This is a genomic window from Howardella ureilytica (assembly GCF_054657495.1).
This window is the reverse complement of sequence record NZ_BAAHYP010000001.1, coordinates 132,053-156,527: the sequence shown is the minus strand read 5'-3', so window position 1 is coordinate 156,527 and position 24,475 is coordinate 132,053. Positions and strand designations below refer to the sequence as shown.

Genomic DNA, 24,475 nt, shown 5'->3' with positions numbered 1-24,475 from the left:
TATTTTTATATGTATTGTCGTAATAACGGCAGTCTTGGGAATAAGCGCACTGACAGGCATAAGCATTAATGCCGAAAACAATGATTCGGAAGGGAGAGGCAGCGGGGAAATACTAAAAAACGATAATGATGATGAGAATAACAACGGCAGCAGCGGCGACGATATGGAAAGGGGGAATGAAAACGGGGAGAACGGAACAAGTGAAAACTACGAAACAAAGGAAAAAGAAAAACAGAGAGTATTTGAACTGATAAATTGCTCCTCGGGACATGACAATCTGCTTAACAAAGGTGATGAAGAAATAACTATATTCAGGGATAAGGGGATAACCGTAGATATAGAATTCCGTGCCGACAAGTCAACAGATATATTGTATTACAGATTGTATGATGAAATAAGGGGCATATCAACGGAAGAAAGCATACCGGCGGAATTATGGGAGCCTGTACAAAGCGATGAGGACAAGAAAGAGGATGAAAAAGAAAAGGAGATACAAGAAGATAAAGATAATATAAAAGAATTAACAAATGAATATGAAAAAGAAAGATATGCAAAGGAGGCGGGTGAAACAGGGAAGATACCAAATTCAGGGAACGGATCAAGTGATAATTCGGAAGGAGATTTTACGGAAGATTCGAGGGAAATTTACAAATATAAAGCAAGTATCAAGATAAAAGACGGATATTCGGGCAATATCATATTTTTTACCGTTTGGGATGATATTTATAAGTCAAAAGAATTTATAACGGGTAGTTTTATTGTTGAATCTTCCGAAGCGGCGGAAAACAATTATATAGAAATAGATGTCAAAAGCAATAAGCTTTCAAAGAATAATATCCCTTTATTTAACGGTGATATAATTTGCGGAATTACAGCCGGAGCACGGATTTCCGGAATAGAAGAATGCGGAATAACGGTAAGAGACATCTTAACCGGAAAGATTTCGTATGAGGAAAATCTTAAAAGGGAAACGACGGAGTTAAATAATTTTCCGAAAAACTTTGAAGAAGAAGTAAAAGCGGGACTCGGAAGCGGTGACTACCTGGCGGAAGTTTATATCAGAGACAGGGCGGGGTATATAAATCGGGAAAATGTCCTGTTATCCGTAGATCGCGATGAACCTGTTATAGAATATAAGTATTTGGAAAAAGGTATATCAACCAATAAAAATATTTTTCCTCAAATAACCGTACATGACGGGAATATATCGCCTGAGAACATACATATATCATTAAAAGGGGAAAAGCACGGCGATACGGATATTTCGGAAAATATTTCGATTAATGAGAAGCAGGAAGAATACAACATTTTTAAAGTCATGCCGCAGCTTAGCGAAATGATAAGAAAAAGCAGCATAAACTGTATAATTAACATGTCGGAATTACGGGATGATAACTATGTATTGAGTGTGGAAGCCGTTGATAATGCAGGGAACGGACGAAAAATTATTTTACCGTTTACGGTTAATAAGCATGGATCTGTTTTTATTCCGGATGAAAATATTATTAATTTATCGGATACTTTCACCAATAAACCTCCTGATATCAATATAACGGAATTAAACATAGATTCCATGGGAGATGAATACAGGCAGGTTTTATTGTACCATAACGGAATAGTAAAGGAGCTTAAAAGAGGTGTTGAATATAATGTAACGGAAGAATCGCAAAATATTCTGAAGAAATATTCATACAGAATATTCAATAATAATTTTAAAGGTAACGGTACATATTCAATTATGATTAATACGATTGATAAAGCCGGCAACAATAACAGTTCCGATTCAAATGATATTTGTAAAATATTCAGATTTTGCGTTGATAGGAACAAACCTGAAATTACTAAATTGTCGGATAATAAACATGAGAGTAATAATGATGTTGAATATTTATTTGTTATAAATGATAATATTGCGGTTAAAAATTTTGAATACAGAGTTGACGACGGGGAGCCGGTATATGTTAATAATATTTCGGAAATAAAAGACTTTGGAGAAATTACGGGGTCAGGTTCCGGGACGGATGATAATATACTTAATATTGCCTTTAAGCCTGACGGCCGTGAACATTCCGTATATATAAAATCATATGATATGGCCGGAAATATGAAGGATGTTATCTATAGAGGACTGTCAGTGAGAAAACCGACTGTAGGAGAAACCTACAAAAGAGAATATTTGACTCCTGCGTTAGACAACATAAAGGATATAAGTGAAAATAAACGGTTAGTCAACATTACCGTTGTTATATCTATATTAGTTTTGTCATCGCTGTTAACTGTTACAATATGTATTTTAGCGCTTAAAAGGAAGAAGCATGTACGGTTTAAGAATAAGAAATAAAAACGGAATGACATTTATAAGCATAAAAAAAGCATTTTTCAGAAAATTGGATATGAACATAATGAATATATTAAATAAAAGACTTATTTCCAATATATGTCCCGTTGATATGGAAAGACACAGACTTATATATTCTGCTCCGGAGTCGGAAACATTGCATAACTTATTAAAAAAAGATAACGGAGAAATATCGGAGTTGCTGATTTCATCTGTTATTCAGATTACAAGGATGCTTAGAAAATACGAGTTGCCCGTTTGTAACATTGTATTTAATCCGAAAGCCGTTTTTTATTCAGCGGGAGAAAATAAAATTTATTATATTTATCAACCATATGCAAAAAATAAGTTGTTTGATAATTCATCCGGTTTGTCTTCTTTTCTGTTTAATATCATCAACAGATTTTTAGTTAAGAAAAATATCAAATCGTCTGCCGGATTATCTTATAAGTCGATGAATAATAAGCGAAGTGGTTCTCTTGGGAAAAAAGATGCTTTTATGGAGAAAGAACCCGATAAAGATATAAAAAGTAAATATGAAGACAAAACAACATTTTTGGGAAAGAGAGATGATGACCTGACAGTATTCATGAGAAAGAATAAAAAACAGTTTTTTACAAAATAAAATCTAATGTAACGGAATGATATTTACGAATTAAATATTTTAATTTAAATAACATATCTGAATGTTGTTATGAAAAACGGCTGATCAAGTCAAAATCTGAATTTATTAACCGAAATTAAATTAACGGTACTCAAAATCGAATCTAAAATTTTTATTTCAAAATCAAATCTTATTTTTAATCAACAAATTTTTTAATCGACAAAATTTTTATATACATCAAATATTTTTTAATTTTCAAAATTTCCAAAACAATATATTCAAAGTTTTAATAATCTGTTTTAAGAGAGGAGACACATGGTAAGAAAATGCGGACGATTGACTTCTAAAAGTATTGTAATAATATTTTTACTTATATTGTCGCTTATTTGCTGCATGTTCGGGCTTATTTCATCTGCGGTTCAGGTACAGGCTGACGGCTGTTTAAAAGACAGTATAGGGAGAGATGTAAATATTCAAAAGATAAACGGGGAAAACTGGAGCGCTTCAACATGGAGAAGAGATTCCGAGGGGAATTATACCGAATATCTGGGACAGGGTGACGGAAATCACTATTTCAGAGCGGAGAACGGAAGTGAACCGCTGTACTGTATTCAAATGAGGAACCCATTTGTTTCAGGAACCAATACGGTAAAGAACATGTCGGAAATAATGGATAGTAATACCATTAAATCTGTTTCGGCCGGTTTATACTATTTTGAAAAAATTGCGGGAAATCTTACGCCTAAACAGATGGAACAGGGTAAACAGTGCATAATATGGACAATTACGGAATACTTTTTAAAGGGCGGAGAAAAGGCCGTTAAAGTAAGCGAACATGATTCTCAAACAGTAAATGCGGTGCTGGATAAAGTGTACCGTGCATACAACTCGGGGGAACTTAAACCGATAATAAAGGACATAGATGCAAGCGGAGCCGTCGGTATACCGAGATTTTCATCTAACCAATCGGTCGGTGCATTTTACTATAGTTATAATCCTGTCGGGAATATAGAGATTATCAAGTACGATTCGATTCTCGGAAAAACCGGATGGATGAGTCGGGACGGTCTTTGTGCGGAATTCAAAATAATAAACAGAAGCGGGAAAGATGTTTCATACCGGGGTAAAGCAATAAAGAACGGAGAAGTTTTGACCAATGTGAAAACAACATTGAAAAACGATAGATATACAGCCTTAATATCTGACATTCCGTACGGCTCATATGAAATATCGGAAATAAAACCCGGAGTGGGATATGTAAAAAATAATACAGGTATATTTGTAAATATAAAAACAAAGGGAGAAACAGTAACTGCCGAAATCGCAAATAAACCCGTAAGAGGTGATATAAAGTTCCAAAAAACAGGGGATGACGGTCAAAAACTAAATGTTCCGTTTATAATTACAAATAATGAAACCGGTGAATCTCATGTTATAGTAACAGAAAACGGTGTTTTTGACTCAATGAAGAATAAAGGAGAATCTGTTAACGGCAACGATTTTTTATTGAATAAAGACCATATTTCGGAAAATGACTATGATTATAATTATTCAACCTGGTTTTCAGCCGGTGTTAACGGTGAATATGCATATGATTCTTCTGCAGGTTCATTTCCGTACGGAACATATAAATTGGAAGAATTAAGGTGTGAGAACAATGTCGGATATGCTCTTGAGAACACTGAATTTAAAATCAGTGAAGACGGGACTGTTTTGGACCTTGGAACGGTAACGGACAAAAGTATTGATATCAGAACAATTGCATATGATGCAAATACGGGGAATAACACAGGTGTTGTCGGTAAGACTTCACTTATTGATGAAATCTCGTATACAAATCTTACCGTGGGAACGGAATATACTGTTGTTGGAGAAATACTTGATAAGAGCACCGGAGAAAAATTAAAAATTGAGGGGGCATCGGCCGAGAAGACGTTTACGGCAGACAGCGGTGACGGGAGCATAAAAATGTTATATAACATTGATTCAAAAGAGCTTGCGGGTAAAGAAATTGTCATTTTTGAAAATCTGTATTCTAACGGAAAGTTAATTGCCGCCCATAGGGATTTAAACGATGAAAATCAGACCGTATATTTCCCTGATATTTCCACAAAAGCCGGCAGTGAAAACGGTGATAAAACGGTAATACAAAGTGAAAACGTTACAATAGTTGATAAGGTATTTTATTCTAATTTAAAAACGGGAAAGGAATATTCGCTGAGAGGAAGCATAATAAATAAAAATACGGGAGAAATGCTTGACGTTGGGGCAAACGAGAAGTTTATTGCAGATGAAAAAGGAGTGGTTTCCGTTGAATTCAATGCAAATACACAAGGTTTAGCCGACAGCGAAATAGTAATATTCCAGGAACTTTCAGATGAAAAAGGCGTTATATTGGCAGAGCATGTCGATATTAACAATGCAGATCAGACTTTGAGAGTTGTTGATAATAAAAGTGACATAGCTGAAAAAGTCGTAAACACAGGTGAATACTCCGGTTATACACTCAGACTTTGGCATATTACTGCCATAATCGGTATTGCAGGTGTTTCGATAGCCGTTATAATAAAAAAACTGTCGGCACGTTAAACGGCACAAATACAAATGTTAAAATGCACAAAAATTATTAATATTAAGCTGCGTAAATAAAAATCGCACAGACAATAATCGGCGCAAATAAAAAAAGAACCTTCATATTATGAAAGTATTATATAACTGATTGGCAAAGCAAAAATCAATCGAATATAATCTTTCAAATAGTGAAGGTTTTTATTTATTGCCAAACTTACATGAATTCACCGCGACAGCTTGCGCCGCAAGGCAGAAATTGGTTTGTCTTTGTTACGGGCAGACCTATTTCGTCAGCGCTGATTTTCCAATTACCGGTTTCATAAATATACGGATATTCACTGCAGGTCTTTATCGGATTACCTGTTTTATGAGAAAGAGCGGTGCTGAGCATATATGACATTACCGAAGATTGAAGACCGGTTGTATATGAATTAATAAGGAAAAAAAGAGGATTGTCTGATAATACCTTGGAACATAATTCTATAAGTTCAAATATTTTTTCTTCTATTTTCCATATTTCACCTTTTGGACCACGGCCGTATGAAGGGGGATCCATAATAACGGCATCGTAAACATTACCTCTTCTGATTTCACGTTCGACAAATTTTACACAATCGTCAACTATCCAACGTATGGGAGCATCTGCCAGCATACTGGATGCGGCATTTTCCTTCGCCCATGTAACCATTCCCTTTGATGCGTCCACATGAGTTACGGAAGCGCCTGCGGCTGCGCAGCTTATAGTTGCGCCGCCGGTATATGCAAAAAGATTAAGAACTTTTATTTTCCTTCCGGAATTCTTTATAAGGTTTGACATCCAATCCCAGTTAGCAGCCTGCTCCGGGAATACTCCGGTATGTTTAAAACTGAAAGGTTTTAAATTAAAAACAAGAGGATTTGAAATGATCGGCAGGCTGTATTTGATTTGCCATACATCCGGAAGATCAAAGAACTCCCAGTTACCGCCGCCTCTTTCGCTTCTGTGGTAGTGGGCATTTATATTTTTCCATACTTTGTCTCTTTTTGTATTCCATATTACCTGAGGATCCGGACGGACAAGTTTATAACTGCCCCAAAATTCAAGCTTTTCTCCATTTGAAGTATCAATTACTTCATAATCTTTCCAACGATTTGCAATAAACATAACAATCTCCGTAAAATGAATAATAAGTTAACAAACATTTAACTTTGTAAAAAATAATTTCTTCTATAATATAGCGGTTAAATATATAATACGACGATAACCTTGTTATATAAACACCGATCCATATAAACACCTATCTATTTAAATACCGAGTGTAATTATATAATTATAAACATCATTTATACAAGAATAACAGATCGGTAAAAATCTGTGTATGTTAAAAAAAACATTGCAGACTTTTTTTAACTATTGTATACTAAACGAGTTGTGACATTGATAGCGATGAACTACAAGGTTGCCGTCAGTAATGCAGGTACGCATGCTTATCGGGTTTTTGTAGGGAGCGAATGTCGATGAATCTGACGACAAGTCACTGTACCAGGTATCTATCAATTAGGATGAACCCGTGTTTAAGGCTTTTGTTGAAAGTCTACTATGAAACACGTGGCAATGTGTACAGTCACCGCTTGTCGTACTTAGTTTCTAATGTAAAAGTGCGAATAGGAGGCGACTTTTTTTATGGCAAATCAGAAAATCAGAATTATCTTAAAGGCTTATGATCATCAGCTTCTTGATGCAGCGGCTAAGAAGATAGTTGAGACAGCAAAGAAGACAGGAGCAGAGGTAAGCGGACCGGTTCCACTTCCAACTAAGAAGGAAGTTGTAACTATCCTTAGAGCTGTACATAAGTACAAAGACTCTAGAGAGCAGTTCGAGCAGAGAACACACAAGAGACTTATCGATGTTATCAGACCTTCACAGAAGACAATTGATTCTCTTACAAGATTAGAGATGTCAGTTGGTGTTGATATCAACTTAAAGATAATGAATTGATTTGACGGTCAGATACCTGACTGACGTCGGAACATTGTTCCGGCATACGGGAGTTTTCTCTCGGGGCTTATTAAGGTCTAATGAACTCTATTAAGAAAAAAACCAACAGAGTAGTTTGTCTGTGTTTTTTTCCGCTGTTAGAGCTTTAGATATAAAACATTTTTGGAGGAATATCATGAAGAAAGCGATTTTAGCTACTAAAGTCGGAATGACACAGATTTTCGATGCAGATGGCACATTAATCCCGGTAACTGTTCTTCAGGCAGGACCTTGTGTTGTAACACAAGTAAAAACGGTTGAGAACGACGGTTACAGTGCAATCCAGGTTGGTTACGAAGATATCAGAGAGAAACTCGTTACAAAACCTGTAAAGGGACATTTTGACAAAGCAGAGATACCTTATAAGAGATATATTAGAGAGTTCAAGCTTGAGAACGCTGAAGAGTACTCAGTAAGAGATGAAATCACTGTTGAGATCTTCGAGGCTGGTGACAAGATTGACGTAACAGCTACTTCTAAGGGTAAAGGTTACCAGGGCGCTATTAAGAGACATGGTCAGTCAAGAGGACCTATGGGCCACGGTTCTAAGTTCCACAGACATGCCGGTGCTAATGCCATGGCGGCTTATCCGGGCAGAGTTCCAAAGGGAAAGAAGATGCCTGGACATATGGGCGCTGAGAAGAAGACAATCCAGAATCTTGAAATTGTAAGAGTTGATGCTGAAAACGGACTTATCCTTGTAAAGGGTGCTGTTCCGGGACCAAAGAAGGCATTAGTTACAATTAAAGAGTCAGTTAAGGGTTAATTACCAATAGAAAGGAGGCTATTACACGATGGCAAATATATCTGTATTTAATATAGAAGGAAATGAAGTTGGTTCAATCGAACTCAGCGACATCGTTTTCGGTGCTGATATCAAAGAGAACCTTGTACACATGTATGTTGTTAATTACTTAGCAGCGCAGCGTCAGGGTACTCAGAGTGCACTTACTCGTTCAGAAGTTTCCGGCGGCGGTAAAAAGCCATGGAAGCAGAAAGGAACAGGTAATGCTAGACAGGGATCTATCAGAGCACCACAGTGGAAGGGCGGCGGAATCGTATTCGCTCCAAAGCCAAGAGATTATAGCAAGAAGATGAATAAGAAGGAGAAGAGAGCAGCTCTTTTCTCAGTTCTTACAGATAAAGTACAGAACAACAATCTTATCGCTCTTGATTCATTTGAATTACCAGAAATCAAGACAAAGAGCGTTGTTAAGACAATGGCTAACTTAAAGGCTGATTCAGCATTAGTTATCCTTGAGAAGAGCAATGAGAATGTAATTCTTTCAAGTAGAAATCTTAAGAATGTAAAGGTTATCACAACAGATTCTATTAATGCATATGAGGTTCTTAAGTACGATAAGGTTATCGCTACAACAGAAGCTTTAAAGAAGATTCAGGAGGTGTATGCATAATGGCTAATGTTCAGTATTATGATGTAATTATTAAGCCTGTAATCACAGAGCAGTCAATGAATGCAATGGCTCAGAAGACATACACATTCTATGTTCATACAGATGCTAATAAGTCAATGATCAAAGAAGCTGTTGAGAAAATGTTCGACGGCGTTAAGGTTGCAAGCGTAAACACTCTTAACCTTGATGGTAAGAAGAAGAGAAGAGGCTACAAGTTCGGTGTTACACCTAACAGAAAGAAAGCAATCGTTAAGCTTACAGCAGACAGCAAGGATATCGAGTTATTCGAAAACCTTTAATTAAAACCGGTAAATAATAAGATCGTTTGATTATTTACCAAATAAAATACAAGACGCACAGATAACAATATTGTACGTTTAATTTGAAAGGAGTTCCTCATGGGAATTAAGAAGTATACACCATATACACCTTCAAGAAGACACATGACAGGCTCAGATTTCTCAGAAATCACAAAGAAGAAGCCGGAAAAGTCACTTTTAACTTCTCAGAAGAAGCATGCTGGTCGTAACAACCAGGGTAAAATCACTGTTAGACATCGTGGTGGTGGAAACAGACAGAAATACAGACTTATCGATTTCAAGAGAAATAAAGACGGTATGGCTGCAAAGGTTATCGGTATTGAATACGATCCAAACAGAACAGCTAACATCGCTTTAATCTGCTACGAAGACGGTACAAAGTCATACATCATCGCTCCCAAGGGACTTACAGATGGTATGGTAGTTATGAACGGACCTGAAGCTGAAATCAGCGTAGGTAACTGCTTACCACTTGAGAACATTCCGGTAGGTACAGAGATCCACAACATCGAGCTTTACCCGGGTAGAGGTGCTCAGTTAGTTAGATCTGCAGGTCTTAGCGCTCAGCTTATGGCTAAGGAAGGTAAGTATGCAACACTCAGACTTCCTTCAGGCGAAATGAGAATGGTTCTTGCTGTATGTCGCGCAACAATCGGTGAGGTTGGTAACGGAGATCATAGTCTTATCAATATCGGTAAGGCCGGTAGAAAGAGACATATGGGTATCAGACCTACAGTTCGTGGTTCTGTTATGAACCCTAACGACCATCCACATGGTGGTGGTGAAGGTAAGGCACCTATCGGACATGCTGGTCCAATGACTCCATGGGGCAAGCCTGCATTAGGACTTAAGACACGTAAGAAGAATAATAAGTCTAATAAGCTTATTATAAGAAGAAGAGACGGAAAAGCGTTTAAGTAATAAGAAAGGAAGGTAGTTTCATGGCTCGTTCATTAAAAAAAGGACCATTCGCTGACGAAAGCTTATTAAAGAAGGTTGAAGCAATGGAAGCTTCAGGTGATAAGCAGGTAATTAAAACATGGTCACGTCGTTCTACTATTTTCCCTATAATGGTTGGACATACAATTGCTGTATATGACGGAAGAAAGCATGTGCCTGTATATGTTACGGAAGATATGGTTGGACATAAGCTCGGAGAATTTGTAAGCACAAGAACTTACAGAGGACACGGCAAAAACGAAAAGAAATCTAGATAAGCGGAAGGAGGCATTTATCCATTATGGCTAAAGGACATAGATCACAAATCAAAAGAGAAAGAAATGCTGTTATGGATACGAGACCAAGCGCTAAGTTATCTTACGCTAGAGTTTCGGTTCAGAAGGCTTGCTTCGTACTCGATGCAATCAGAGGCAAGGGTGTGGAAGAAGCACTTGCAATCGTTTCATATAACCCAAGATATGCATCATCATTAATAGCAAAGCTTATTCGTTCCGCTATGGCTAATGCAGAGAATAACAACGGAATGGATATTCGTAATCTTTATGTTGAGGAATGTTACGCAAACAAAGGCCCTACAATGAAGAGAATTCAGCCAAGAGCTCAGGGTAGAGCTTACAGAATCGAAAAGCGTACAAGTCACATAACAGTTGTACTCAACGAAAGATAATCGAAAGGAGATATAAATGGGACAGAAAGTTAATCCTCATGGCTTAAGAGTCGGCATTATCAAGGATTGGGATTCAAAGTGGTATGTTGACAACAAGAATTTTGGCGACATTCTCGTTGAAGATTACAATATTAGAAAATTCCTTAAGAAGAAGACTTTTGCTGCAGGAGTATCTAAGATAGAAATAGAAAGAGTTTCAACAAAGCTCAAGATCACAATTCATGCTTCAAAGCCGGGCGTTGTAATCGGAAAGGGCGGAGCTGAAATTGATGCTCTTAAGAAACAGGTTGAAAAACTCTCATCTGCTGAGAAGATTTCCATAGATGTAAAAGAAGTAAAAAAAGCAGAAAAAGATGCACAGTTAGTTGCTGAGAACATTGCAAAACAGCTTGAAGAGCGTGTTTCATTCAGAAGAGCAATGAAATCTTGTATGAACAGAGCAATGAAGAACGGTGCTAAAGGTATCAAGACAAGCTGTTCCGGTCGTCTCGGCGGTGCAGATATGGCTCGTACGGAATTCTACTCAGAAGGTACAATTCCACTTCAGACACTTCGTGCCGATATTGATTACGGTTTTGCTGAAGCAGACACAACTTACGGTAAAGTAGGCGTTAAGGTATGGATCTATAACGGAGAAGTTTTACCGGCAAGAAAGGCTAATACTAAGAAAGAAGGGAGCGAACAATAATGTTATTACCTAAGAGAGTAAAGCATAGAAAGCAGTTCCGCGGCTCTATGGCAGGCAAGGCTTCAAGAGGCAATAAGCTTACACATGGTGATTTCGGTATCGTTGCCATGGAACCATGTTGGATTCGTGCTAATCAGATTGAGGCTGCCCGTGTAGCTATGACTCGTTACACAAAGCGTGGCGGTGAAGTATACATTAAGATTTTCCCTGACAAACCAGTAACAGGTAAGCCTATTGGTGTTCGTATGGGTAAAGGTAAAGGTAATGTTGAATATTGGGTTGCAGTTGTAAAAACTGGTCGCGTTATGTTTGAGATTAAGGGCGTAGATGAGGCCAGAGCCAGAGAAGCTCTTCGTCTTGCTATGCATAAGCTTCCTTGCAAGTGCAAGATAGTATCTCGTGCAGATTTCGAAGGCGGTGATAACAGTGAAAACTAATGAATATTTAGAAGATTTAAGAAAAAAGACAAGCGAAGAATTGTCTGAGGAATTAGTAGCTGCAAAGAAAGAACTTTTCAATCTCAGATTCCAGAATGCAACAAATCAGTTAGAGAACACAGGAAGAATTTCAATAGTAAAGAAGAATATTGCAAGAATTCAGACTGTTATCGTTGAAAAAAAGGCTAACGCATAAGGAGGAGATACATCGTGGAAAGAAATTTAAGAAAAACACGTACCGGAAGAGTTATCAGCGATAAAATGGATAAGACTATCGTTGTAGCAGTTGAAGATAACGTACAGCATCCTCTTTACAAGAAAACAGTTAAGAGAACATACAAGCTTAAGGCTCATGATGAGGAAAATGTATGCTCAATAGGCGATGTTGTTAAAGTAATGGAAACAAGACCTCTTTCAAAAGATAAGAGATGGCGTTTGGTTAGCATTATCAAAAAGGCGCAGTAATTATATTTATATACTGAAAGGAGTATTATAATGGTACAACAGGAAACCAGACTTAAGGTTGCCGACAATACAGGTGCCAAGGAAATCCTTTGCATTCGCGTTATGGGCGGACCAAGCAAGAGATATGCAAGAATTGGTGATGTTATTATTGCTACAGTTAAAGAAGCAACACCAGGCGGCGTTGTAAGCAAGGGTGACGTAGTTAAGGCTGTAGTTGTTCGTACAGTTAAAGAAACTCGTCGTAAGGACGGTTCTTATATCAGATTTGATGAGAACGCTGCAGTGCTTATTCAGGATGACAAGACTCCGGTAGGAACACGTATTTTTGGACCGGTTGCTAGAGAATTAAGAAATCGTCAGTTTATGAAGATCGTTTCTTTAGCACCTGAAGTTTTATAAAGGAGGCACTTTATACATGTCAGCGTTAAAGATAAAGAAAGGTGATACCGTTAAGGTAATCGCCGGTAAAGATAAAGGTAAGCAGGGTAAAGTTCTCGAAGTTAAGGCTAAGACAAGTTCTGTAGTAGTTGAAGGCATTAATCTTATTAAAAAGCATGCAAAGCCAAGCTCAGCTAATACAACAGGCGGAATCATAACTGTCGAAGCTCCTCTTAACATCTCTAATGTAGTACTTGTAGTTGATGGAGAACCTACTAAGGTTGGATTCAGAATTGAAGATGGTAAAAAAGTACGTTTTTCAAAGAAGACCGGTAATACAATAGACTAATTTAAGAAAGGAGAGTTTCTCGTGAGCAGATTAAGAGAATTATATGACAACGAAATTTCAAAGCAGATGACTGAGAAATTCGGATATGCCAATCCAATGATGGTTCCAAAGCTTGATAAAATCGTTATTAACATTGGTGTTGGTGAAGCAAGAGAGAATGCTAAGGTTCTTGATAAAGTAACAGAAGAGCTTGCAGTTATTGCAGGACAGAAACCTGTTCTTACAAGAGCTAAGAAATCAATTGCTAACTTCAAATTAAGAGAAGGAATGCCTATCGGATGTAAGGTTACACTCCGCGGCGAGAGAATGTATGAATTCCTCGACAGATTAGTTAACCTTGCGTTACCACGAGTTCGTGACTTCAGAGGTGTAAGTCCTGATTCATTTGACGGAAGAGGAAACTATGCCCTTGGTATTAAAGAGCAGCTCATTTTCCCTGAAATTGAATTTGATAAAGTAGATAAAGTCAGAGGTATGGACATTATCTTTACTACAACAGCTAAGACAGATGAAGAGGCACGTGAATTATTGAGATTATTCAATATGCCATTTAAGAAGTAATTCGGGAGGGTGATATGGCTAGAACTTCTATGAAAGTTAAGCAGTCTAGAAAGCAGAAGTTTTCTACAAGAGAATATACTCGCTGCAAGATTTGTGGTAGACCACATGGTTACTTAAGAAAATATGGAATCTGTAGAATTTGCTTCCGTGAGTTAGCATACAAAGGCCAGATTCCTGGTGTTAAAAAAGCGTCATGGTAATTCAGGAATAAGGAGGGTGAAATATAATGACAGATTCAATTGCAGATATGCTTACAAGAATCCGCAATGCTAATATAGCAAAGCATGACACCGTTGATATTCCTGCTTCAAGAATGAAGAATTCTATTGCGCAGATTCTTTTAGATGAAGGTTTTATCCGTTCATTTGAAATCGTTGAAAACGGTGAGTTTAAAGATATTCGTATAACATTAAAATATAACAAGAACAAGAGCGAGAGAGTTATCTCAGGTCTCAAGAGAGTGTCTAAGCCTGGTCTTCGCGTATATGCAGGTAAAGATAATCTTCCTAAGGTATTAGGTGGTCTTGGTGTTGCAATAATCTCTACTAATCAGGGTGTAATCACTGACAAGGAAGCACGTAAGCTTAACGTAGGTGGAGAAGTAATTGCGTTCGTATGGTAATTAAATCGATTAGGAGGTTAAGGCATGTCGCGTATAGGAATAAAGCCTGTTATTGTACCTGCAGGAGTTGAAGCTTCTGTAGATGCTAATAATGTAGTGACTGTAAAAGGTCCAAAAGGTACGATAGTAAAACAGATGCCGGAAGGCATGGAAATTAAAGTTGAGTCAGGTGTTATTACCGTTTCTAGACCTAACGATTTAAAGAAAATGAAATCGTTCCACGGACTTACTAGAACACTTATCAACAACATGGTTATCGGCGTTTCCGAGGGTTATCAGAAGAAACTTGAAATCAACGGTGTTGGTTACCGTGCACAGAAAAAAGGTTCTACACTTGTTCTTTCACTCGGTTATTCAAACCCGGTTGAGATGGAAGATCCTGAAGGCATCGAAGTAGAGGTTGAGGGTCAGAACATCCTTATCGTTAAGGGTATTGATAAGCAGAAAGTCGGCCAGTATGCAGCTGAGATTCGTTCTAAGAGAGCTCCTGAACCATATAAGGGCAAGGGTATCAAGTATGATGACGAAGTAATCAGACGCAAGGTCGGTAAGACAGGTAAGAAATAAGAAAGGAGTGGACGGTAATGGTTAGTAAGAAATCAAAAAGCGAAATTCGTAAGAAAAAACATTTAAGACAACGTAATCGTTATTCCGGTACAGCTGAGAGACCTCGTCTTGCTGTATTCAGAAGTAACAACCATATGTACGCTCAGATTATCGATGACACAGTCGGTAAGACACTTGTATCTGCAAGTACAATGGACAAGGAAGTTAAGGCTGCCATTTCAAAAACAAACGATATAGAGGCTGCTAAGACAGTAGGTACATTTATTGGACAAAGAGCTCTTGCAAACGGAATCGACACAGTTGTATTCGACAGAGGTGGTTTCCTTTACACAGGTAAGGTTGCAGCTCTCGCAGACGCAGCTCGTGAAGCTGGACTAAAATTCTAAGTGGAAGGAGAATACAATGAAAGAAAAATTTGATGCAAGTCAAGTAGAATTTAATGATCGTGTTGTTGCTATTAAGAGAGTAACAAAGGTTGTTAAGGGTGGACGTAATATGCGTTTCTCTGCTCTTGTTGTTGTTGGTGACGGAAACGGCCACGTAGGCGCAGGTGTAGGCAAGTCAGCTGAAATCCCTGAAGCAATCCGTAAAGGTAAGGAAGCTGCAATTAAGAATTTAGTTACTGTTCCTTTAGATGAAAATGGTTCAATTCCACATGATTTTATCGGTAAATTCTGTGGCGCCAACGTTCTTCTTAAGAGAGCACCTGAAGGTACCGGTATCATCGCCGGAGGTCCTGCTCGTGCTACTCTTGAGCTTGCCGGCATTAGAAATATTCGTACCAAGTCTCTCGGTTCAAACAACAAGCAGAATGTTGTATTAGCTGTTCTTGAAGGTTTGGCTGCTCTTAAGACACCTGAAGAAATTGCAAAGAATCGTGATAAGTCGGTAGAAGATATTTTAAGATAATTGGAGGCAGGACAGATGGCAGATAAGAAATTAAAGATTACTTTAGTAAAATCTCCAATAGGTGCGGTTCCTAAGCACAGAAAAACTGTAGAAGCTATGGGACTTAATAAAGTAAATAAGACTGTTGAGCTTCCGGATAATGCATCCACAAGAGGTCAGATCCAGCAGATCGGCTACATGCTCAAAGTTGAAGAAATCTAATATTAGAAGAAGGAGGTTAGTCATGGATTTATCAAACCTTAAGCCAAATGACGGTGCCGTATCCAATGGTTCAAGAGTAGGTCGCGGACATTCATCAGGTAACGGCAAGACAGCCGGCAGAGGACATAAAGGTCAGAAGGCTCGTTCAGGCGGTTCTACAAGACTTGGATTCGAAGGCGGACAGATGCCTTTATACAGAAGAATCCCAAAGAGAGGTTTCAAGAACTACAACCATAAGGAAATTATCGGAATCAATGTATCTAAGTTAGATGTATTTGAGAACGGTACAGAAGTTACGGTTGAAACACTTATTGAAGCCGGAATCGTTAAGAACCCTCGTGACGGTGTTAAGATTCTCGGTGACGGTGAGCTCACAAAGAAGCTTACGGTAAAGGTTAATGCATTCAGCAAATCTGCAGAAGAAAAGATTACTGCAGCAGGTGGTACTTGCGAGGTGATTTAATGTTACGTACACTAGGCAGAGCTTTTTTAAATGCTGAAGTGAGAAAACGTATCTTTTATACATTAGGCATCCTAGTAATCGTTAGATTAGGGTGCCTAATACCCATACCAGGAGTAGACACTTCATATTTTGGAAATATGCTGGATTCTCTTGGCGGCGGAAGTCTAAATTACCTTAACATGTTTACGGGTGGATCGTTTTCACAGTTATCACTTTTTGCATTAGGAATAACTCCGTACATTACATCCTCCATTATTATTCAACTTCTTACCATTGCATTTCCGAGACTGGAAGAAATGCAGCGTGAGGGTGAGGATGGACGAAAAAGAATACAAAAGATAACTAAGGTGCTTTCATTAATACTTGCCATAGTTGAGGCGGTTGCGATGGGAATAGGATTTGGCAGAAGAGGTCTTATACTTAACTCGGATACAATGTCATATCCGACTTACTTCCTTTCGATTTTACTTGTTATTTTTGCAATGATAGCAGGTGCGACAGCTCTCATGTGGCTTGGTGACAGAATTGCAGAACACGGTATCGGCAACGGTATTTCAATGATCCTTTTGTTTAATATTATTGCCGGTTTACCAACGGACTTTATTGGTTTACATTCTCAGTTTATAGCCGGTAAACAGATGCCGCAAAATATCATTAATACGGCAATCATAGCAGCTGTGGTTGTTTTATTGATTCTTCTTGTGTGTGTTATTCAGGATACGGAAAGAAGGATACCTGTTTCATACTCTCAGAAAATGGTGGGTAGAAGGACATTCGGTAACAGAACCACTCATATACCTTTGAAGGTAAATACAGCAGGCGTTATGCCGGTAATATTTGCTTCGTCAATAATGCAGTTTCCGGTGATTATAGTCAGGATATTTGTAAGTGACACTCCTGAATGGATGAATTACCTTATAATGACTAATTGGCTTAATCCGTCAGATTGGAAGTATACAATCGGACTTGCCGGATATATTGCGTTAATATTTGCTTTTGCTTATTTCTACACTAATATTACATTTAATCCGCTGGAGATATCCGACAATCTCAGAAGATCAAGCGGTGTTATACCGGGAGTTCTTCCGGGAACACCTACAAGCGATTTCCTTGCTAATGTAGTGAAATCAACTGTATTTATCGGTGCGATAGGACTGAGCATTATTTCCGTAATACCTATTGTGTTTTCGGGTATATTCGGTGCCTCCGTTTCTTTCGGCGGAACATCAATGATTATTATTGTCAGTGTAACGCTTGAAACGTTGAATCAGATTGAAGCTATGATGAGAAAGAAACACTACAAAGGTTTCTTAAAGGAGGAATCATAAATGAAGATTGTAATGTTGGGAGCTCCCGGCGCCGGAAAGGGAACGCAGGCAAAGAGGATTGCCGCTAAGTTCTCCGTTCCGCATATTTCGACAGGAGATATTTTCAGAGCAAATATTAAAAATAATACTCCGCTCGGTGAGAAGGCTAAGTCCTACATGGACAAAGGTGAACTTGTTCCGGATGAACTTGTTATTGAGTTGATTATGGACAGATTTGCTCAGGACGACTGTGTTAACGGATATGTACTTGACGGTTTTCCAAGAACAATCCCTCAGGCTGAGGAACTTGATAAAGCATTGAACGGTGTTAACGACAAACTCGACTACGCAATAGATGTTGAAGTTCCGGATGATAACATAATCAGCAGAATGTCAGGCAGAAGAGCATGTTTGAACTGCGGAGCAACATATCATATAGTACATAATCCTCCTAAGGTGGAAAATGTATGTGATACATGTAACGGTGAATTAATTTTGAGAGATGATGACAAAGAAGAAACGGTAAAAAACAGACTTGACGTATATCATACTCAAACAGAGCCTTTACTTAAGTATTACACGGAAAAAGGAATCTTATATACGGTGGACGGAACTCAGGATATGGATACCGTATTTGATTCAATCTGTAAAATTGTCGGAAATGAATAATGAATAAAGATTTCAACGAATTATCCGGTTGTTTTGCTTATTCACTTGCAGGACATGATAAAGGTGAAACTTACATTATTATAGAATGTAACGGTGAATATGCTTTTCTTGCAAATGGTAAAAACAGAACAATTAACAATCCTAAGAAAAAGAAATTAAAACATTTGCAAATTAATAAACATAAGAATGAACTTATACTTGAGCAAATGTATGGTCTTGAAGGAGGAGATGCAAAGGGTCGTCTGAGTGACGAGGTCATAAGGAAGACCCTTTGTAAATACTCCGAAGATAAGGAGGACGCCTAATGGCAAAATCAGATTCAATTGAATTAGAGGGGACGGTACTTGAAAAGCTCCCTAACGCAATGTTTCGGGTTGAACTGGAAAACGGTCACGAAATACTTGCTCACATAAGCGGAAAACTCAGAATGAATTACATTCGTATTCTTCCTGGTGACAAGGTGACATTGGAAATGTCCCCGTATGATTTGACCAAGGGAAGAATAATTTGGCGAGACAAATAAGTACTTGTCAATGGAAGTTCATTTATGATACACTACTAAACGGACTTGTCTGAAAGGAGGATTTTGCAGTGAAGGTAAGATCATCAGTTAAACCTATTTGTGAAAAATGCAAAGTCATTAAAAGAAAGGGCGTTATCAGAGTAATCTGTGAAAACCCAAAACACAAACAGAGACAGGGATAATTCTCACTATATTTTAAGAATTATTTCATGTTCGTTTTGGCGGACAAACCGTCATTATTATTGTCTGTCAAACATATCAATTAATTAGCGGCTGAGCGAAACTCGTATGAGGAATAGCTATCTTATAAATTTTTTTAGTTATAGAGGATATATACACATTTCAGGCGTCGAAAGACGAGCTATATATTTTCGTAACTATTGTTTTTATGTTATTAAATTTTAAATGGAGGAAATAAATACATGGCTCGTATTTCAGGTGTAGATTTACCTAGAGAAAAACGTATTGAAATCGGTCTTACATATATTTATGGTATCGGTAGAGCAAGAGCAACTAAGATCTTAGCGGAAACAGGTGTTGACCCAAGCACTCGTGTTAAAGATCTCACAGATGAAGAGGTAAACCGCATCCGTGATTACGTTGAATCTGACTCAGAGAATTTAATTGAAGGTGATCTTAGAAGAGAGATCGCCATGAATATCAAGAGATTAAGAGAAATCGGCTGCTACAGAGGAATTCGTCACAGAAAAGGACTTCCTGTCAGAGGACAGAAAACCAAGACTAACGCAAGAACTTGTAAGGGTCCTAAGAAGACAGTAGCGAACAAGAAGAAATAATTAAATATAGGAGATGTAATAATGGCACCAAGAAATACAAAAAAAGTGACCAAAAAGCATGTTAAGAAAAATATAGAAAGAGGACAGGCACATATTCAGTCTTCTTTCAATAATACAATTGTAACAATTACAGATACACAGGGTAATGCTCTTTCATGGGCAAGTGCCGGCGGCTTAGGATTCAGAGGTTCCAAGAAGTCAACACCTTATGCTGCTCAGACAGCTGCAGAGACAGCAACAAAGGCTGCACTCATTCATGGTTTAAAGTACGTAGATGTTATGGTTAAAGGTCCGGGTTCAGGAAGAGAAGCAGCTATTCGTGCGCTTCAGACAGCAGGTCTTACCGTAACAAGCATTAAGGATGTTACACCTGTTCCACATAACGGATGTCGTCCACCAAAGCGTAGAAGAGTTTAATGAAGGGAGAAGTGTAGTACAATGGCAGTTAATAGAGTTCCGGTTATAAAAAGATGTAGATCTCTTGACATGGATCCTTCATATTTAGGTCTTGACAAGAAATCTAAAAGAAAAGCTCTTAATGCAGGCAGAAAGTTAAGCGATTACGGCTTACAGTTAAGAGAAAAGCAGAAAGCAAAGTTCATTTACGGTGTTCTTGAGAAACCTTTCCGTAATTACTATAAGAAAGCTGAAAGAATGAAGGGTATGACAGGTGAAAACCTTATGACTATCCTTGAAAGCAGACTTGATAACGTAATATTCAGATTGGGATTTGCAAGAACAAGAAGAGAAGCAAGACAGATTGTAGATCATAAGCATGTTCTTGTTAACGGTAAGTGCATTAATATTCCTTCATATTTAATTGAAGCCGGTGATACAATTTCAATCAAAGAGGATAAGAGAACTTCAGCACAGTATAAGGCAATTTCTGAAATTGCAGGCGGAAGATTAGTTCCTGAATGGCTTGAATCAAACAAAGAAACATTTACAGGTAAGGTTCTTTCATTACCTACAAGAGAAGCAATTGATGTTCCTGTAGATGAGATGCTTATTGTCGAGTTATATTCTAAGTAATTGGTTGTTAATTGATTTTCATAAGGAGGAACAAATCAGATGGTGAACACAGACTTCAGTTTTAAGGTTCCAAAGATCGAGAAAGTTAGTGAGTCTACGGATGAAAAAACAGCAACGTTTGTTGTTGAGCCGCTTGAACGTGGTTACGGACTTACACTAGGAAGTTCACTTAGAAGAATAATGCTTTCTTCTTTGTCTGGTACATCAGTTACCGGTATTAAAATTGAAGGGGTTCTTCACGAATTCAGTTCAATCCCCGGGGTACATGAAGATGTATCAGAGATAATCATGAATATTAAACAACTTGTTATAAAGAATGTAGCTCAGATTAATGAGCCTACAACTGCGCGTATTGAGTTTGAAGGAGAAGGAATTGTTCATGCTTCGGACATTCAAATAGGACCGGATTATGAGATTATTAATCCAGACCTTGTTATAGCTCATCTCAATACTCCGGACAGTAAGTTATATATGGATCTTTCTGTCAGCAACGGACGTGGATATATAAGTGCTGAAAAGAATAAGTCAGATGATCTGCCGGTTGGAGTTATTTCGATAGATTCTATTTATACTCCGATTGAAAGGGTTAATATGTCTGTAACAAATACACGTGTGGGTCATGATATAGACCTTGACAAATTAACTCTGGATATAACTACTAACGGATCAATCACACCTGAAGATGCTCTCAGCCTTTCCGCTAAGACATTAAGAGATCAATTAAGTGTATTCATTGATCTTTCGGATGCGGTTGAGATTATTGAAGATGTGGTTGTCGAAGAAACACCTGATACATCAGAGATTCTTTCAATGAAAATTGAAGATATGGAGCTCAGTGTTCGTTCGTTCAATTGCTTAAAACGTGCAGGTATCAATACTGTTGAAGATTTATGTAATAAGACTGAATCAGAAATGATGAAAATAAGAAATCTCGGTAACAAGTCTCTCGTTGAAGTACATGAAAGACTTGAAGCCATGGGACTCAGTCTGAGAAAAGATAGTGAATAAAGTTAATAACGGCGTACAATAAGACCATATGTGCATGTACGCACCCGTTATGATTGGAGGAATAATGGCTAAATATAGAAAGCTTGGCAAGGATTCTGCAGCTCGTAAGGCTCTTATAAGAAATCAGGTTACAGCTTTAATCCAAAACGACAAGATTGTAACTACTCTTGCAAGAGCTAAGGAAGTTCAGAAGCAGGTTGAGAAACTCATTGCACTTGCAGTTCGTGAAGCTGACAACTTTGAAACAGTTACTGTTGCCGCTAAGGTTGCAAAGAAAGATGCAAACGGCAAGAGACTTAAGGAAGTTGTTGACGGTAAGACAGTATATCTGTACGATACCGTGGAAAAGGAAGTTAAGAGAGACTCAGCTACAAAGCTTGCTGCAAGAAAGCAGATGAACAAGGTACTTTATGTTGTTACCGAAGTTCCTAAGGAAGCAGCAGGTAAGAAGCGTAATACAAAGCGTGTTGACTTAACAAACAAGCTCTTCGATGATATCGCACCAAGATACAAAGAGAGAAAAGGTGGTTACACACGTATAATCAAGGTTGGTCCTCGTCGCGGTGACGGCGCTATGGAAGTTATCCTTGAATTAGTATAATTTTCGTATTTGAGAGGGAATGTGATCATATTTCGGTCACATTCCTTTTTTATTTACTGCTTTGTATTAAAACAAATATTATATGTTTTTTATAATAAGAGGTTATTAAAATAAACATTATCCTCATATATTTTACAATTCAGATTGATTAATTTTATGCTATACTACCATAAGTATAAAAAAAGGATTATTGTTATGGAAAATATCGTAAATACGGAAAATATAAAATATCAATATACAAAGCACGACAGCGAAGGCAATGTAATTGATACGGTAAATGCGCTTGACGGAGTTTCTGTAAATGTGGAAGCGGGTTCGTTTATTGCGGTTTTGGGAGGCAATGGTTCCGGAAAGTCCACATTTGCCAAGCATCTTAACGCACTGCTTGTTCCCAAAGAAGGAACGGTATATATTGACAAAATGAATACTACGGACGATTCGCTTAAGTTTGACATCAGAAAAACAGCCGGAATGGTATTTCAAAATCCGGATAACCAAATCGTTGCATCCGTTGTGGATGAGGAAGTCGGTTTCGGACCGGAGAATATAGGTGTACCCACGGAAGAAATATGGGTCAGAGTCGAGAAGGCGTTAAAAGACGTCGGAATGTACGCATATAAGGATAGTTCTCCCAACAGGCTCTCAGGCGGACAGAAACAAAGAGTGGCCATTGCGGGTATTCTTGCAATGGAGCCGAAATGCATTATATTGGATGAACCGACGGCGATGTTAGATCCTAAGGGAAGGAAAGACGTTTTAAAAATATTACACGAACTAAACAGAGAAAAGGGCGTTACCATTATTTTGATTACACATTATATGGAAGAAGTAACTGATGTTGACCATGTCTTTGTAATGGAAAAGGGAAGAGTGGTTTTGGACGGATCGCCGAGATTTATTTTTTCAAATATTGATACAATAAAACAGTTGCGACTGGATGTGCCGGTAGCCGCAAGCCTTGCGCACAAACTTAAAAGTGAAGGCATAGATTTAAAAGACGGTATAATAACCGAGGGTGAACTGATTGATGCAATAGAAAACATTATTCGATGAGAAGACAAATCGGAAGTTAATGATATATAAATTGCGATACGGCAATATGGATGTGATTGTAGGTATGTTATGGAATTAAAAGTTGAAGATTTATGTTATGACTATAACAAAGGTACAAATTTTGAAAAAAGAGCGCTTGATAATATAAATCTGAGTATAAAAGAGAATGAGTTTATTGGGCTGATAGGACATACCGGTTCCGGAAAGTCCACACTTATACAGACATTTAACGGCTTGCTTACTCCGACGTCGGGCAGGGTGACCTGGAACGGAAATAATATACATGAAAAGGGGTTTTCAAGAATAGAATTTCGTTCTCATATAGGTATTGTATTTCAATATCCGGAGTATCAATTATTTGAAACAACCGTATTAAAGGATGTTTGTTTCGGACCCAAAAATCTTGGATTATCGGAGGAAGAGTCAAAGCTCAGAGCGGAAAATGCACTTAATATTGTGGGACTTGAAGAAAAGTATTGGCAGCATTCCCCTTTTGAGCTTTCGGGAGGTCAAAAAAGAAGGGCGGCCATTGCCGGAGTATTGGCAATGGAACCCGAAATATTGATTCTTGATGAGCCTACGGCCGGTTTGGATCCTAAAGGCAGAGATGAAATTTTAAGTGTTGTAAGGAGGCTTAACCGGGAGCGTGAGACAAGTATAATACTCGTTTCACACAGCATGGATGATGTGGCTGAATATGTTAACAGAATAATAGTTATAAATGACGGTAGGATTATGTACGACGATACACCGGTAAATATATTCAGGATGACAGAGGAACTTGAAGCCATACACCTGTCCGCGCCGCAAATCACCTATATCCTGCGTGACCTTGAAAAGATTGGCTTAAATGTCGATACAAGTGTTATAAGAATAGATGATGCGGTGGAGACAATAAAAAGGGCATTGTCGGAATATAAAAATAAAGTGAAAGGATTAACGTAAATTATTTT

Annotated in this window: 37 protein-coding genes; 36 read left to right on the top strand and 1 reads right to left on the bottom strand. The window is 38.0% G+C overall.

Going from position 1 to position 24,475, the window contains the following annotated elements; genetic code table 11:
- The first annotated feature begins 34 nt into the window (after positions 1-34).
- From ACYQ1N_RS00795 to ACYQ1N_RS00785, 3 genes are all read left to right on the top strand, one after another.
- Positions 35-2,341 carry a hypothetical protein gene (locus ACYQ1N_RS00795; RefSeq protein ID WP_459831556.1) on the top strand — a complete coding sequence of 769 codons (2,307 nt, stop codon included), beginning with the start codon at positions 35-37 and terminating at the stop codon, positions 2,339-2,341.
- Entirely contained in the window at positions 2,316-2,963 is a 648-nt protein-coding gene (locus tag ACYQ1N_RS00790) for a DUF6382 domain-containing protein (protein WP_459831553.1), read from the top strand. The genes ACYQ1N_RS00795 and ACYQ1N_RS00790 overlap by 26 nt, the downstream gene beginning before the upstream one ends.
- A gap of 294 nt (positions 2,964-3,257) precedes the next feature.
- Positions 3,258-5,531, top strand: coding sequence for a VaFE repeat-containing surface-anchored protein (locus ACYQ1N_RS00785; protein WP_459831550.1), 2,274 nt, complete (start codon positions 3,258-3,260; stop codon positions 5,529-5,531).
- Between the two features lie 196 nt (positions 5,532-5,727).
- On the opposite strand, the gene ACYQ1N_RS00780 is transcribed toward ACYQ1N_RS00785, so the two are convergent.
- Positions 5,728-6,657 (bottom strand): class I SAM-dependent methyltransferase, encoded by a 930-nt coding sequence (locus ACYQ1N_RS00780; protein WP_459831548.1) that lies wholly within the window; start codon positions 6,655-6,657, stop codon positions 5,728-5,730.
- Positions 6,658-7,176: 519 nt separating this feature from the next.
- Here ACYQ1N_RS00780 and rpsJ point away from each other — a divergent pair.
- From rpsJ to ACYQ1N_RS00615, 33 genes are all read left to right on the top strand, one after another.
- A complete protein-coding gene (rpsJ, locus tag ACYQ1N_RS00775) occupies positions 7,177-7,491 on the top strand; it encodes a 30S ribosomal protein S10 (protein ID WP_177956148.1) in 315 nt (104 codons plus the stop codon).
- Positions 7,492-7,666: 175 nt separating this feature from the next.
- Positions 7,667-8,296: a 50S ribosomal protein L3 gene (gene rplC / locus ACYQ1N_RS00770; RefSeq protein WP_177956147.1), complete on the top strand. Its 630-nt coding sequence runs from the start codon at positions 7,667-7,669 to the stop codon at positions 8,294-8,296.
- Positions 8,297-8,324: 28 nt separating this feature from the next.
- Positions 8,325-8,945, top strand: coding sequence for a 50S ribosomal protein L4 (gene rplD, locus ACYQ1N_RS00765; RefSeq protein WP_177956146.1), 621 nt, complete (start codon positions 8,325-8,327; stop codon positions 8,943-8,945).
- Positions 8,945-9,244: a 50S ribosomal protein L23 gene (rplW, locus tag ACYQ1N_RS00760; RefSeq protein WP_459831545.1), complete on the top strand. Its 300-nt coding sequence runs from the start codon at positions 8,945-8,947 to the stop codon at positions 9,242-9,244. The genes rplD and rplW overlap by 1 nt, the downstream gene beginning before the upstream one ends.
- A 99-nt stretch (positions 9,245-9,343) precedes the next feature.
- On the top strand, positions 9,344-10,186 hold the full coding sequence (gene rplB, locus ACYQ1N_RS00755) for a 50S ribosomal protein L2 (RefSeq protein ID WP_177956144.1): 843 nt from the start codon (positions 9,344-9,346) through the stop codon (positions 10,184-10,186).
- A 20-nt stretch (positions 10,187-10,206) separates the two neighbouring features.
- Positions 10,207-10,482: a 30S ribosomal protein S19 gene (gene rpsS, locus ACYQ1N_RS00750; protein WP_177956143.1), complete on the top strand. Its 276-nt coding sequence runs from the start codon at positions 10,207-10,209 to the stop codon at positions 10,480-10,482.
- A gap of 23 nt (positions 10,483-10,505) precedes the next feature.
- Positions 10,506-10,892 carry a 50S ribosomal protein L22 gene (gene rplV, locus ACYQ1N_RS00745; RefSeq protein ID WP_177956142.1) on the top strand — a complete coding sequence of 129 codons (387 nt, stop codon included), beginning with the start codon at positions 10,506-10,508 and terminating at the stop codon, positions 10,890-10,892.
- Between the two features lie 16 nt (positions 10,893-10,908).
- A complete protein-coding gene (gene rpsC / locus ACYQ1N_RS00740; RefSeq protein WP_459831541.1) occupies positions 10,909-11,580 on the top strand; it encodes a 30S ribosomal protein S3 in 672 nt (223 codons plus the stop codon).
- Complete coding sequence (rplP, locus tag ACYQ1N_RS00735; protein WP_459831539.1) at positions 11,580-12,017, top strand: 50S ribosomal protein L16; 438 nt, start codon at positions 11,580-11,582, stop codon at positions 12,015-12,017. The genes rpsC and rplP overlap by 1 nt, the downstream gene beginning before the upstream one ends.
- Positions 12,007-12,213 (top strand): 50S ribosomal protein L29, encoded by a 207-nt coding sequence (gene rpmC / locus ACYQ1N_RS00730; protein WP_459831536.1) that lies wholly within the window; start codon positions 12,007-12,009, stop codon positions 12,211-12,213. Before rplP ends, rpmC begins: the two co-directional genes overlap by 11 nt.
- Positions 12,214-12,224: 11 nt before the next feature.
- The gene (gene rpsQ / locus ACYQ1N_RS00725) at positions 12,225-12,482 is read left to right on the top strand and encodes a 30S ribosomal protein S17 (protein WP_459831754.1); all 258 of its coding nucleotides are present in this window, start codon (positions 12,225-12,227) and stop codon (positions 12,480-12,482) included.
- Between the two features lie 30 nt (positions 12,483-12,512).
- A complete protein-coding gene (gene rplN, locus ACYQ1N_RS00720) occupies positions 12,513-12,881 on the top strand; it encodes a 50S ribosomal protein L14 (RefSeq protein WP_459831533.1) in 369 nt (122 codons plus the stop codon).
- A gap of 16 nt (positions 12,882-12,897) precedes the next feature.
- Positions 12,898-13,209, top strand: a complete 312-nt coding sequence (gene rplX / locus ACYQ1N_RS00715) for a 50S ribosomal protein L24 (RefSeq protein ID WP_459831531.1) — start codon at positions 12,898-12,900, stop codon at positions 13,207-13,209.
- A gap of 21 nt (positions 13,210-13,230) precedes the next feature.
- Positions 13,231-13,770: a 50S ribosomal protein L5 gene (rplE, locus tag ACYQ1N_RS00710; RefSeq protein ID WP_459831528.1), complete on the top strand. Its 540-nt coding sequence runs from the start codon at positions 13,231-13,233 to the stop codon at positions 13,768-13,770.
- 14 nt (positions 13,771-13,784) lie between these two features.
- A complete protein-coding gene (locus ACYQ1N_RS00705; protein ID WP_459831525.1) occupies positions 13,785-13,970 on the top strand; it encodes a type Z 30S ribosomal protein S14 in 186 nt (61 codons plus the stop codon).
- A 26-nt stretch (positions 13,971-13,996) separates the two neighbouring features.
- Positions 13,997-14,392: a 30S ribosomal protein S8 gene (gene rpsH / locus ACYQ1N_RS00700; protein ID WP_459831522.1), complete on the top strand. Its 396-nt coding sequence runs from the start codon at positions 13,997-13,999 to the stop codon at positions 14,390-14,392.
- Positions 14,393-14,416: 24 nt separating this feature from the next.
- The gene (gene rplF / locus ACYQ1N_RS00695) at positions 14,417-14,959 is read left to right on the top strand and encodes a 50S ribosomal protein L6 (RefSeq protein ID WP_459831520.1); all 543 of its coding nucleotides are present in this window, start codon (positions 14,417-14,419) and stop codon (positions 14,957-14,959) included.
- 17 nt (positions 14,960-14,976) lie between these two features.
- The gene (rplR, locus tag ACYQ1N_RS00690) at positions 14,977-15,345 is read left to right on the top strand and encodes a 50S ribosomal protein L18 (protein WP_177956132.1); all 369 of its coding nucleotides are present in this window, start codon (positions 14,977-14,979) and stop codon (positions 15,343-15,345) included.
- 16 nt (positions 15,346-15,361) lie between these two features.
- Positions 15,362-15,868 (top strand): 30S ribosomal protein S5, encoded by a 507-nt coding sequence (rpsE, locus tag ACYQ1N_RS00685; RefSeq protein WP_459831517.1) that lies wholly within the window; start codon positions 15,362-15,364, stop codon positions 15,866-15,868.
- A 15-nt stretch (positions 15,869-15,883) separates the two neighbouring features.
- Positions 15,884-16,069, top strand: coding sequence for a 50S ribosomal protein L30 (gene rpmD / locus ACYQ1N_RS00680; protein ID WP_459831514.1), 186 nt, complete (start codon positions 15,884-15,886; stop codon positions 16,067-16,069).
- A 22-nt stretch (positions 16,070-16,091) separates the two neighbouring features.
- Entirely contained in the window at positions 16,092-16,532 is a 441-nt protein-coding gene (gene rplO, locus ACYQ1N_RS00675; RefSeq protein ID WP_459831511.1) for a 50S ribosomal protein L15, read from the top strand.
- The gene (gene secY, locus ACYQ1N_RS00670; RefSeq protein WP_459831509.1) at positions 16,532-17,860 is read left to right on the top strand and encodes a preprotein translocase subunit SecY; all 1,329 of its coding nucleotides are present in this window, start codon (positions 16,532-16,534) and stop codon (positions 17,858-17,860) included. The genes rplO and secY overlap by 1 nt, the downstream gene beginning before the upstream one ends.
- Positions 17,861-18,508 (top strand): adenylate kinase, encoded by a 648-nt coding sequence (locus tag ACYQ1N_RS00665; RefSeq protein ID WP_459831507.1) that lies wholly within the window; start codon positions 17,861-17,863, stop codon positions 18,506-18,508.
- Positions 18,508-18,813, top strand: coding sequence for a KOW domain-containing RNA-binding protein (locus ACYQ1N_RS00660; RefSeq protein ID WP_459831505.1), 306 nt, complete (start codon positions 18,508-18,510; stop codon positions 18,811-18,813). Before ACYQ1N_RS00665 ends, ACYQ1N_RS00660 begins: the two co-directional genes overlap by 1 nt.
- On the top strand, positions 18,813-19,031 hold the full coding sequence (gene infA, locus ACYQ1N_RS00655; protein ID WP_459831502.1) for a translation initiation factor IF-1: 219 nt from the start codon (positions 18,813-18,815) through the stop codon (positions 19,029-19,031). Before ACYQ1N_RS00660 ends, infA begins: the two co-directional genes overlap by 1 nt.
- A 68-nt stretch (positions 19,032-19,099) precedes the next feature.
- Positions 19,100-19,213, top strand: coding sequence for a 50S ribosomal protein L36 (gene rpmJ, locus ACYQ1N_RS00650; protein WP_177956124.1), 114 nt, complete (start codon positions 19,100-19,102; stop codon positions 19,211-19,213).
- 240 nt (positions 19,214-19,453) lie between these two features.
- The gene (gene rpsM / locus ACYQ1N_RS00645; RefSeq protein ID WP_177956123.1) at positions 19,454-19,828 is read left to right on the top strand and encodes a 30S ribosomal protein S13; all 375 of its coding nucleotides are present in this window, start codon (positions 19,454-19,456) and stop codon (positions 19,826-19,828) included.
- Between the two features lie 21 nt (positions 19,829-19,849).
- Positions 19,850-20,245 carry a 30S ribosomal protein S11 gene (rpsK, locus tag ACYQ1N_RS00640; protein WP_177956122.1) on the top strand — a complete coding sequence of 132 codons (396 nt, stop codon included), beginning with the start codon at positions 19,850-19,852 and terminating at the stop codon, positions 20,243-20,245.
- A 21-nt stretch (positions 20,246-20,266) separates the two neighbouring features.
- Entirely contained in the window at positions 20,267-20,860 is a 594-nt protein-coding gene (rpsD, locus tag ACYQ1N_RS00635) for a 30S ribosomal protein S4 (protein ID WP_459831497.1), read from the top strand.
- A gap of 39 nt (positions 20,861-20,899) precedes the next feature.
- Positions 20,900-21,868 carry a DNA-directed RNA polymerase subunit alpha gene (locus ACYQ1N_RS00630; protein WP_459831494.1) on the top strand — a complete coding sequence of 323 codons (969 nt, stop codon included), beginning with the start codon at positions 20,900-20,902 and terminating at the stop codon, positions 21,866-21,868.
- Positions 21,869-21,932: 64 nt separating this feature from the next.
- Positions 21,933-22,469 (top strand): 50S ribosomal protein L17, encoded by a 537-nt coding sequence (gene rplQ, locus ACYQ1N_RS00625; RefSeq protein WP_459831492.1) that lies wholly within the window; start codon positions 21,933-21,935, stop codon positions 22,467-22,469.
- A 195-nt stretch (positions 22,470-22,664) separates the two neighbouring features.
- Positions 22,665-23,522 (top strand): energy-coupling factor transporter ATPase, encoded by an 858-nt coding sequence (locus ACYQ1N_RS00620; RefSeq protein ID WP_459831490.1) that lies wholly within the window; start codon positions 22,665-22,667, stop codon positions 23,520-23,522.
- A 69-nt stretch (positions 23,523-23,591) separates the two neighbouring features.
- Positions 23,592-24,467 carry an energy-coupling factor transporter ATPase gene (locus ACYQ1N_RS00615; RefSeq protein WP_459831487.1) on the top strand — a complete coding sequence of 292 codons (876 nt, stop codon included), beginning with the start codon at positions 23,592-23,594 and terminating at the stop codon, positions 24,465-24,467.
- Positions 24,468-24,475: the final 8 nt, after the last annotated feature.

Excerpts from the sequence above, each read along its gene's own strand:
- ACYQ1N_RS00790 (WP_459831553.1), top strand. The coding sequence starts at position 2,316 with ATGTACGGTTTAAGAATAAGAAATAAAAACGGAATGACATTTATAAGC.
- ACYQ1N_RS00785 (WP_459831550.1), top strand. The coding sequence starts at position 3,258 with ATGGTAAGAAAATGCGGACGATTGACTTCTAAAAGTATTGTAATAATA.
- ACYQ1N_RS00780 (WP_459831548.1), bottom strand. The coding sequence starts at position 6,657 with ATGTTTATTGCAAATCGTTGGAAAGATTATGAAGTAATTGATACTTCA.
- rpsJ (WP_177956148.1), top strand. The coding sequence starts at position 7,177 with ATGGCAAATCAGAAAATCAGAATTATCTTAAAGGCTTATGATCATCAG.
- rplC (WP_177956147.1), top strand. The coding sequence starts at position 7,667 with ATGAAGAAAGCGATTTTAGCTACTAAAGTCGGAATGACACAGATTTTC.
- rplD (WP_177956146.1), top strand. The coding sequence starts at position 8,325 with ATGGCAAATATATCTGTATTTAATATAGAAGGAAATGAAGTTGGTTCA.
- rplW (WP_459831545.1), top strand. The coding sequence starts at position 8,945 with ATGGCTAATGTTCAGTATTATGATGTAATTATTAAGCCTGTAATCACA.
- rplB (WP_177956144.1), top strand. The coding sequence starts at position 9,344 with ATGGGAATTAAGAAGTATACACCATATACACCTTCAAGAAGACACATG.
- rpsS (WP_177956143.1), top strand. The coding sequence starts at position 10,207 with ATGGCTCGTTCATTAAAAAAAGGACCATTCGCTGACGAAAGCTTATTA.
- rplV (WP_177956142.1), top strand. The coding sequence starts at position 10,506 with ATGGCTAAAGGACATAGATCACAAATCAAAAGAGAAAGAAATGCTGTT.
- rpsC (WP_459831541.1), top strand. The coding sequence starts at position 10,909 with ATGGGACAGAAAGTTAATCCTCATGGCTTAAGAGTCGGCATTATCAAG.
- rplP (WP_459831539.1), top strand. The coding sequence starts at position 11,580 with ATGTTATTACCTAAGAGAGTAAAGCATAGAAAGCAGTTCCGCGGCTCT.
- rplN (WP_459831533.1), top strand. The coding sequence starts at position 12,513 with ATGGTACAACAGGAAACCAGACTTAAGGTTGCCGACAATACAGGTGCC.
- rplX (WP_459831531.1), top strand. The coding sequence starts at position 12,898 with ATGTCAGCGTTAAAGATAAAGAAAGGTGATACCGTTAAGGTAATCGCC.
- ACYQ1N_RS00705 (WP_459831525.1), top strand. The coding sequence starts at position 13,785 with ATGGCTAGAACTTCTATGAAAGTTAAGCAGTCTAGAAAGCAGAAGTTT.
- rpsH (WP_459831522.1), top strand. The coding sequence starts at position 13,997 with ATGACAGATTCAATTGCAGATATGCTTACAAGAATCCGCAATGCTAAT.
- rplF (WP_459831520.1), top strand. The coding sequence starts at position 14,417 with ATGTCGCGTATAGGAATAAAGCCTGTTATTGTACCTGCAGGAGTTGAA.
- rplR (WP_177956132.1), top strand. The coding sequence starts at position 14,977 with ATGGTTAGTAAGAAATCAAAAAGCGAAATTCGTAAGAAAAAACATTTA.
- rpsE (WP_459831517.1), top strand. The coding sequence starts at position 15,362 with ATGAAAGAAAAATTTGATGCAAGTCAAGTAGAATTTAATGATCGTGTT.
- rpmD (WP_459831514.1), top strand. The coding sequence starts at position 15,884 with ATGGCAGATAAGAAATTAAAGATTACTTTAGTAAAATCTCCAATAGGT.
- rplO (WP_459831511.1), top strand. The coding sequence starts at position 16,092 with ATGGATTTATCAAACCTTAAGCCAAATGACGGTGCCGTATCCAATGGT.
- secY (WP_459831509.1), top strand. The coding sequence starts at position 16,532 with ATGTTACGTACACTAGGCAGAGCTTTTTTAAATGCTGAAGTGAGAAAA.
- ACYQ1N_RS00665 (WP_459831507.1), top strand. The coding sequence starts at position 17,861 with ATGAAGATTGTAATGTTGGGAGCTCCCGGCGCCGGAAAGGGAACGCAG.
- ACYQ1N_RS00660 (WP_459831505.1), top strand. The coding sequence starts at position 18,508 with ATGAATAAAGATTTCAACGAATTATCCGGTTGTTTTGCTTATTCACTT.
- infA (WP_459831502.1), top strand. The coding sequence starts at position 18,813 with ATGGCAAAATCAGATTCAATTGAATTAGAGGGGACGGTACTTGAAAAG.
- rpsM (WP_177956123.1), top strand. The coding sequence starts at position 19,454 with ATGGCTCGTATTTCAGGTGTAGATTTACCTAGAGAAAAACGTATTGAA.
- rpsK (WP_177956122.1), top strand. The coding sequence starts at position 19,850 with ATGGCACCAAGAAATACAAAAAAAGTGACCAAAAAGCATGTTAAGAAA.
- rpsD (WP_459831497.1), top strand. The coding sequence starts at position 20,267 with ATGGCAGTTAATAGAGTTCCGGTTATAAAAAGATGTAGATCTCTTGAC.
- ACYQ1N_RS00630 (WP_459831494.1), top strand. The coding sequence starts at position 20,900 with ATGGTGAACACAGACTTCAGTTTTAAGGTTCCAAAGATCGAGAAAGTT.
- rplQ (WP_459831492.1), top strand. The coding sequence starts at position 21,933 with ATGGCTAAATATAGAAAGCTTGGCAAGGATTCTGCAGCTCGTAAGGCT.
- ACYQ1N_RS00620 (WP_459831490.1), top strand. The coding sequence starts at position 22,665 with ATGGAAAATATCGTAAATACGGAAAATATAAAATATCAATATACAAAG.
- ACYQ1N_RS00615 (WP_459831487.1), top strand. The coding sequence starts at position 23,592 with ATGGAATTAAAAGTTGAAGATTTATGTTATGACTATAACAAAGGTACA.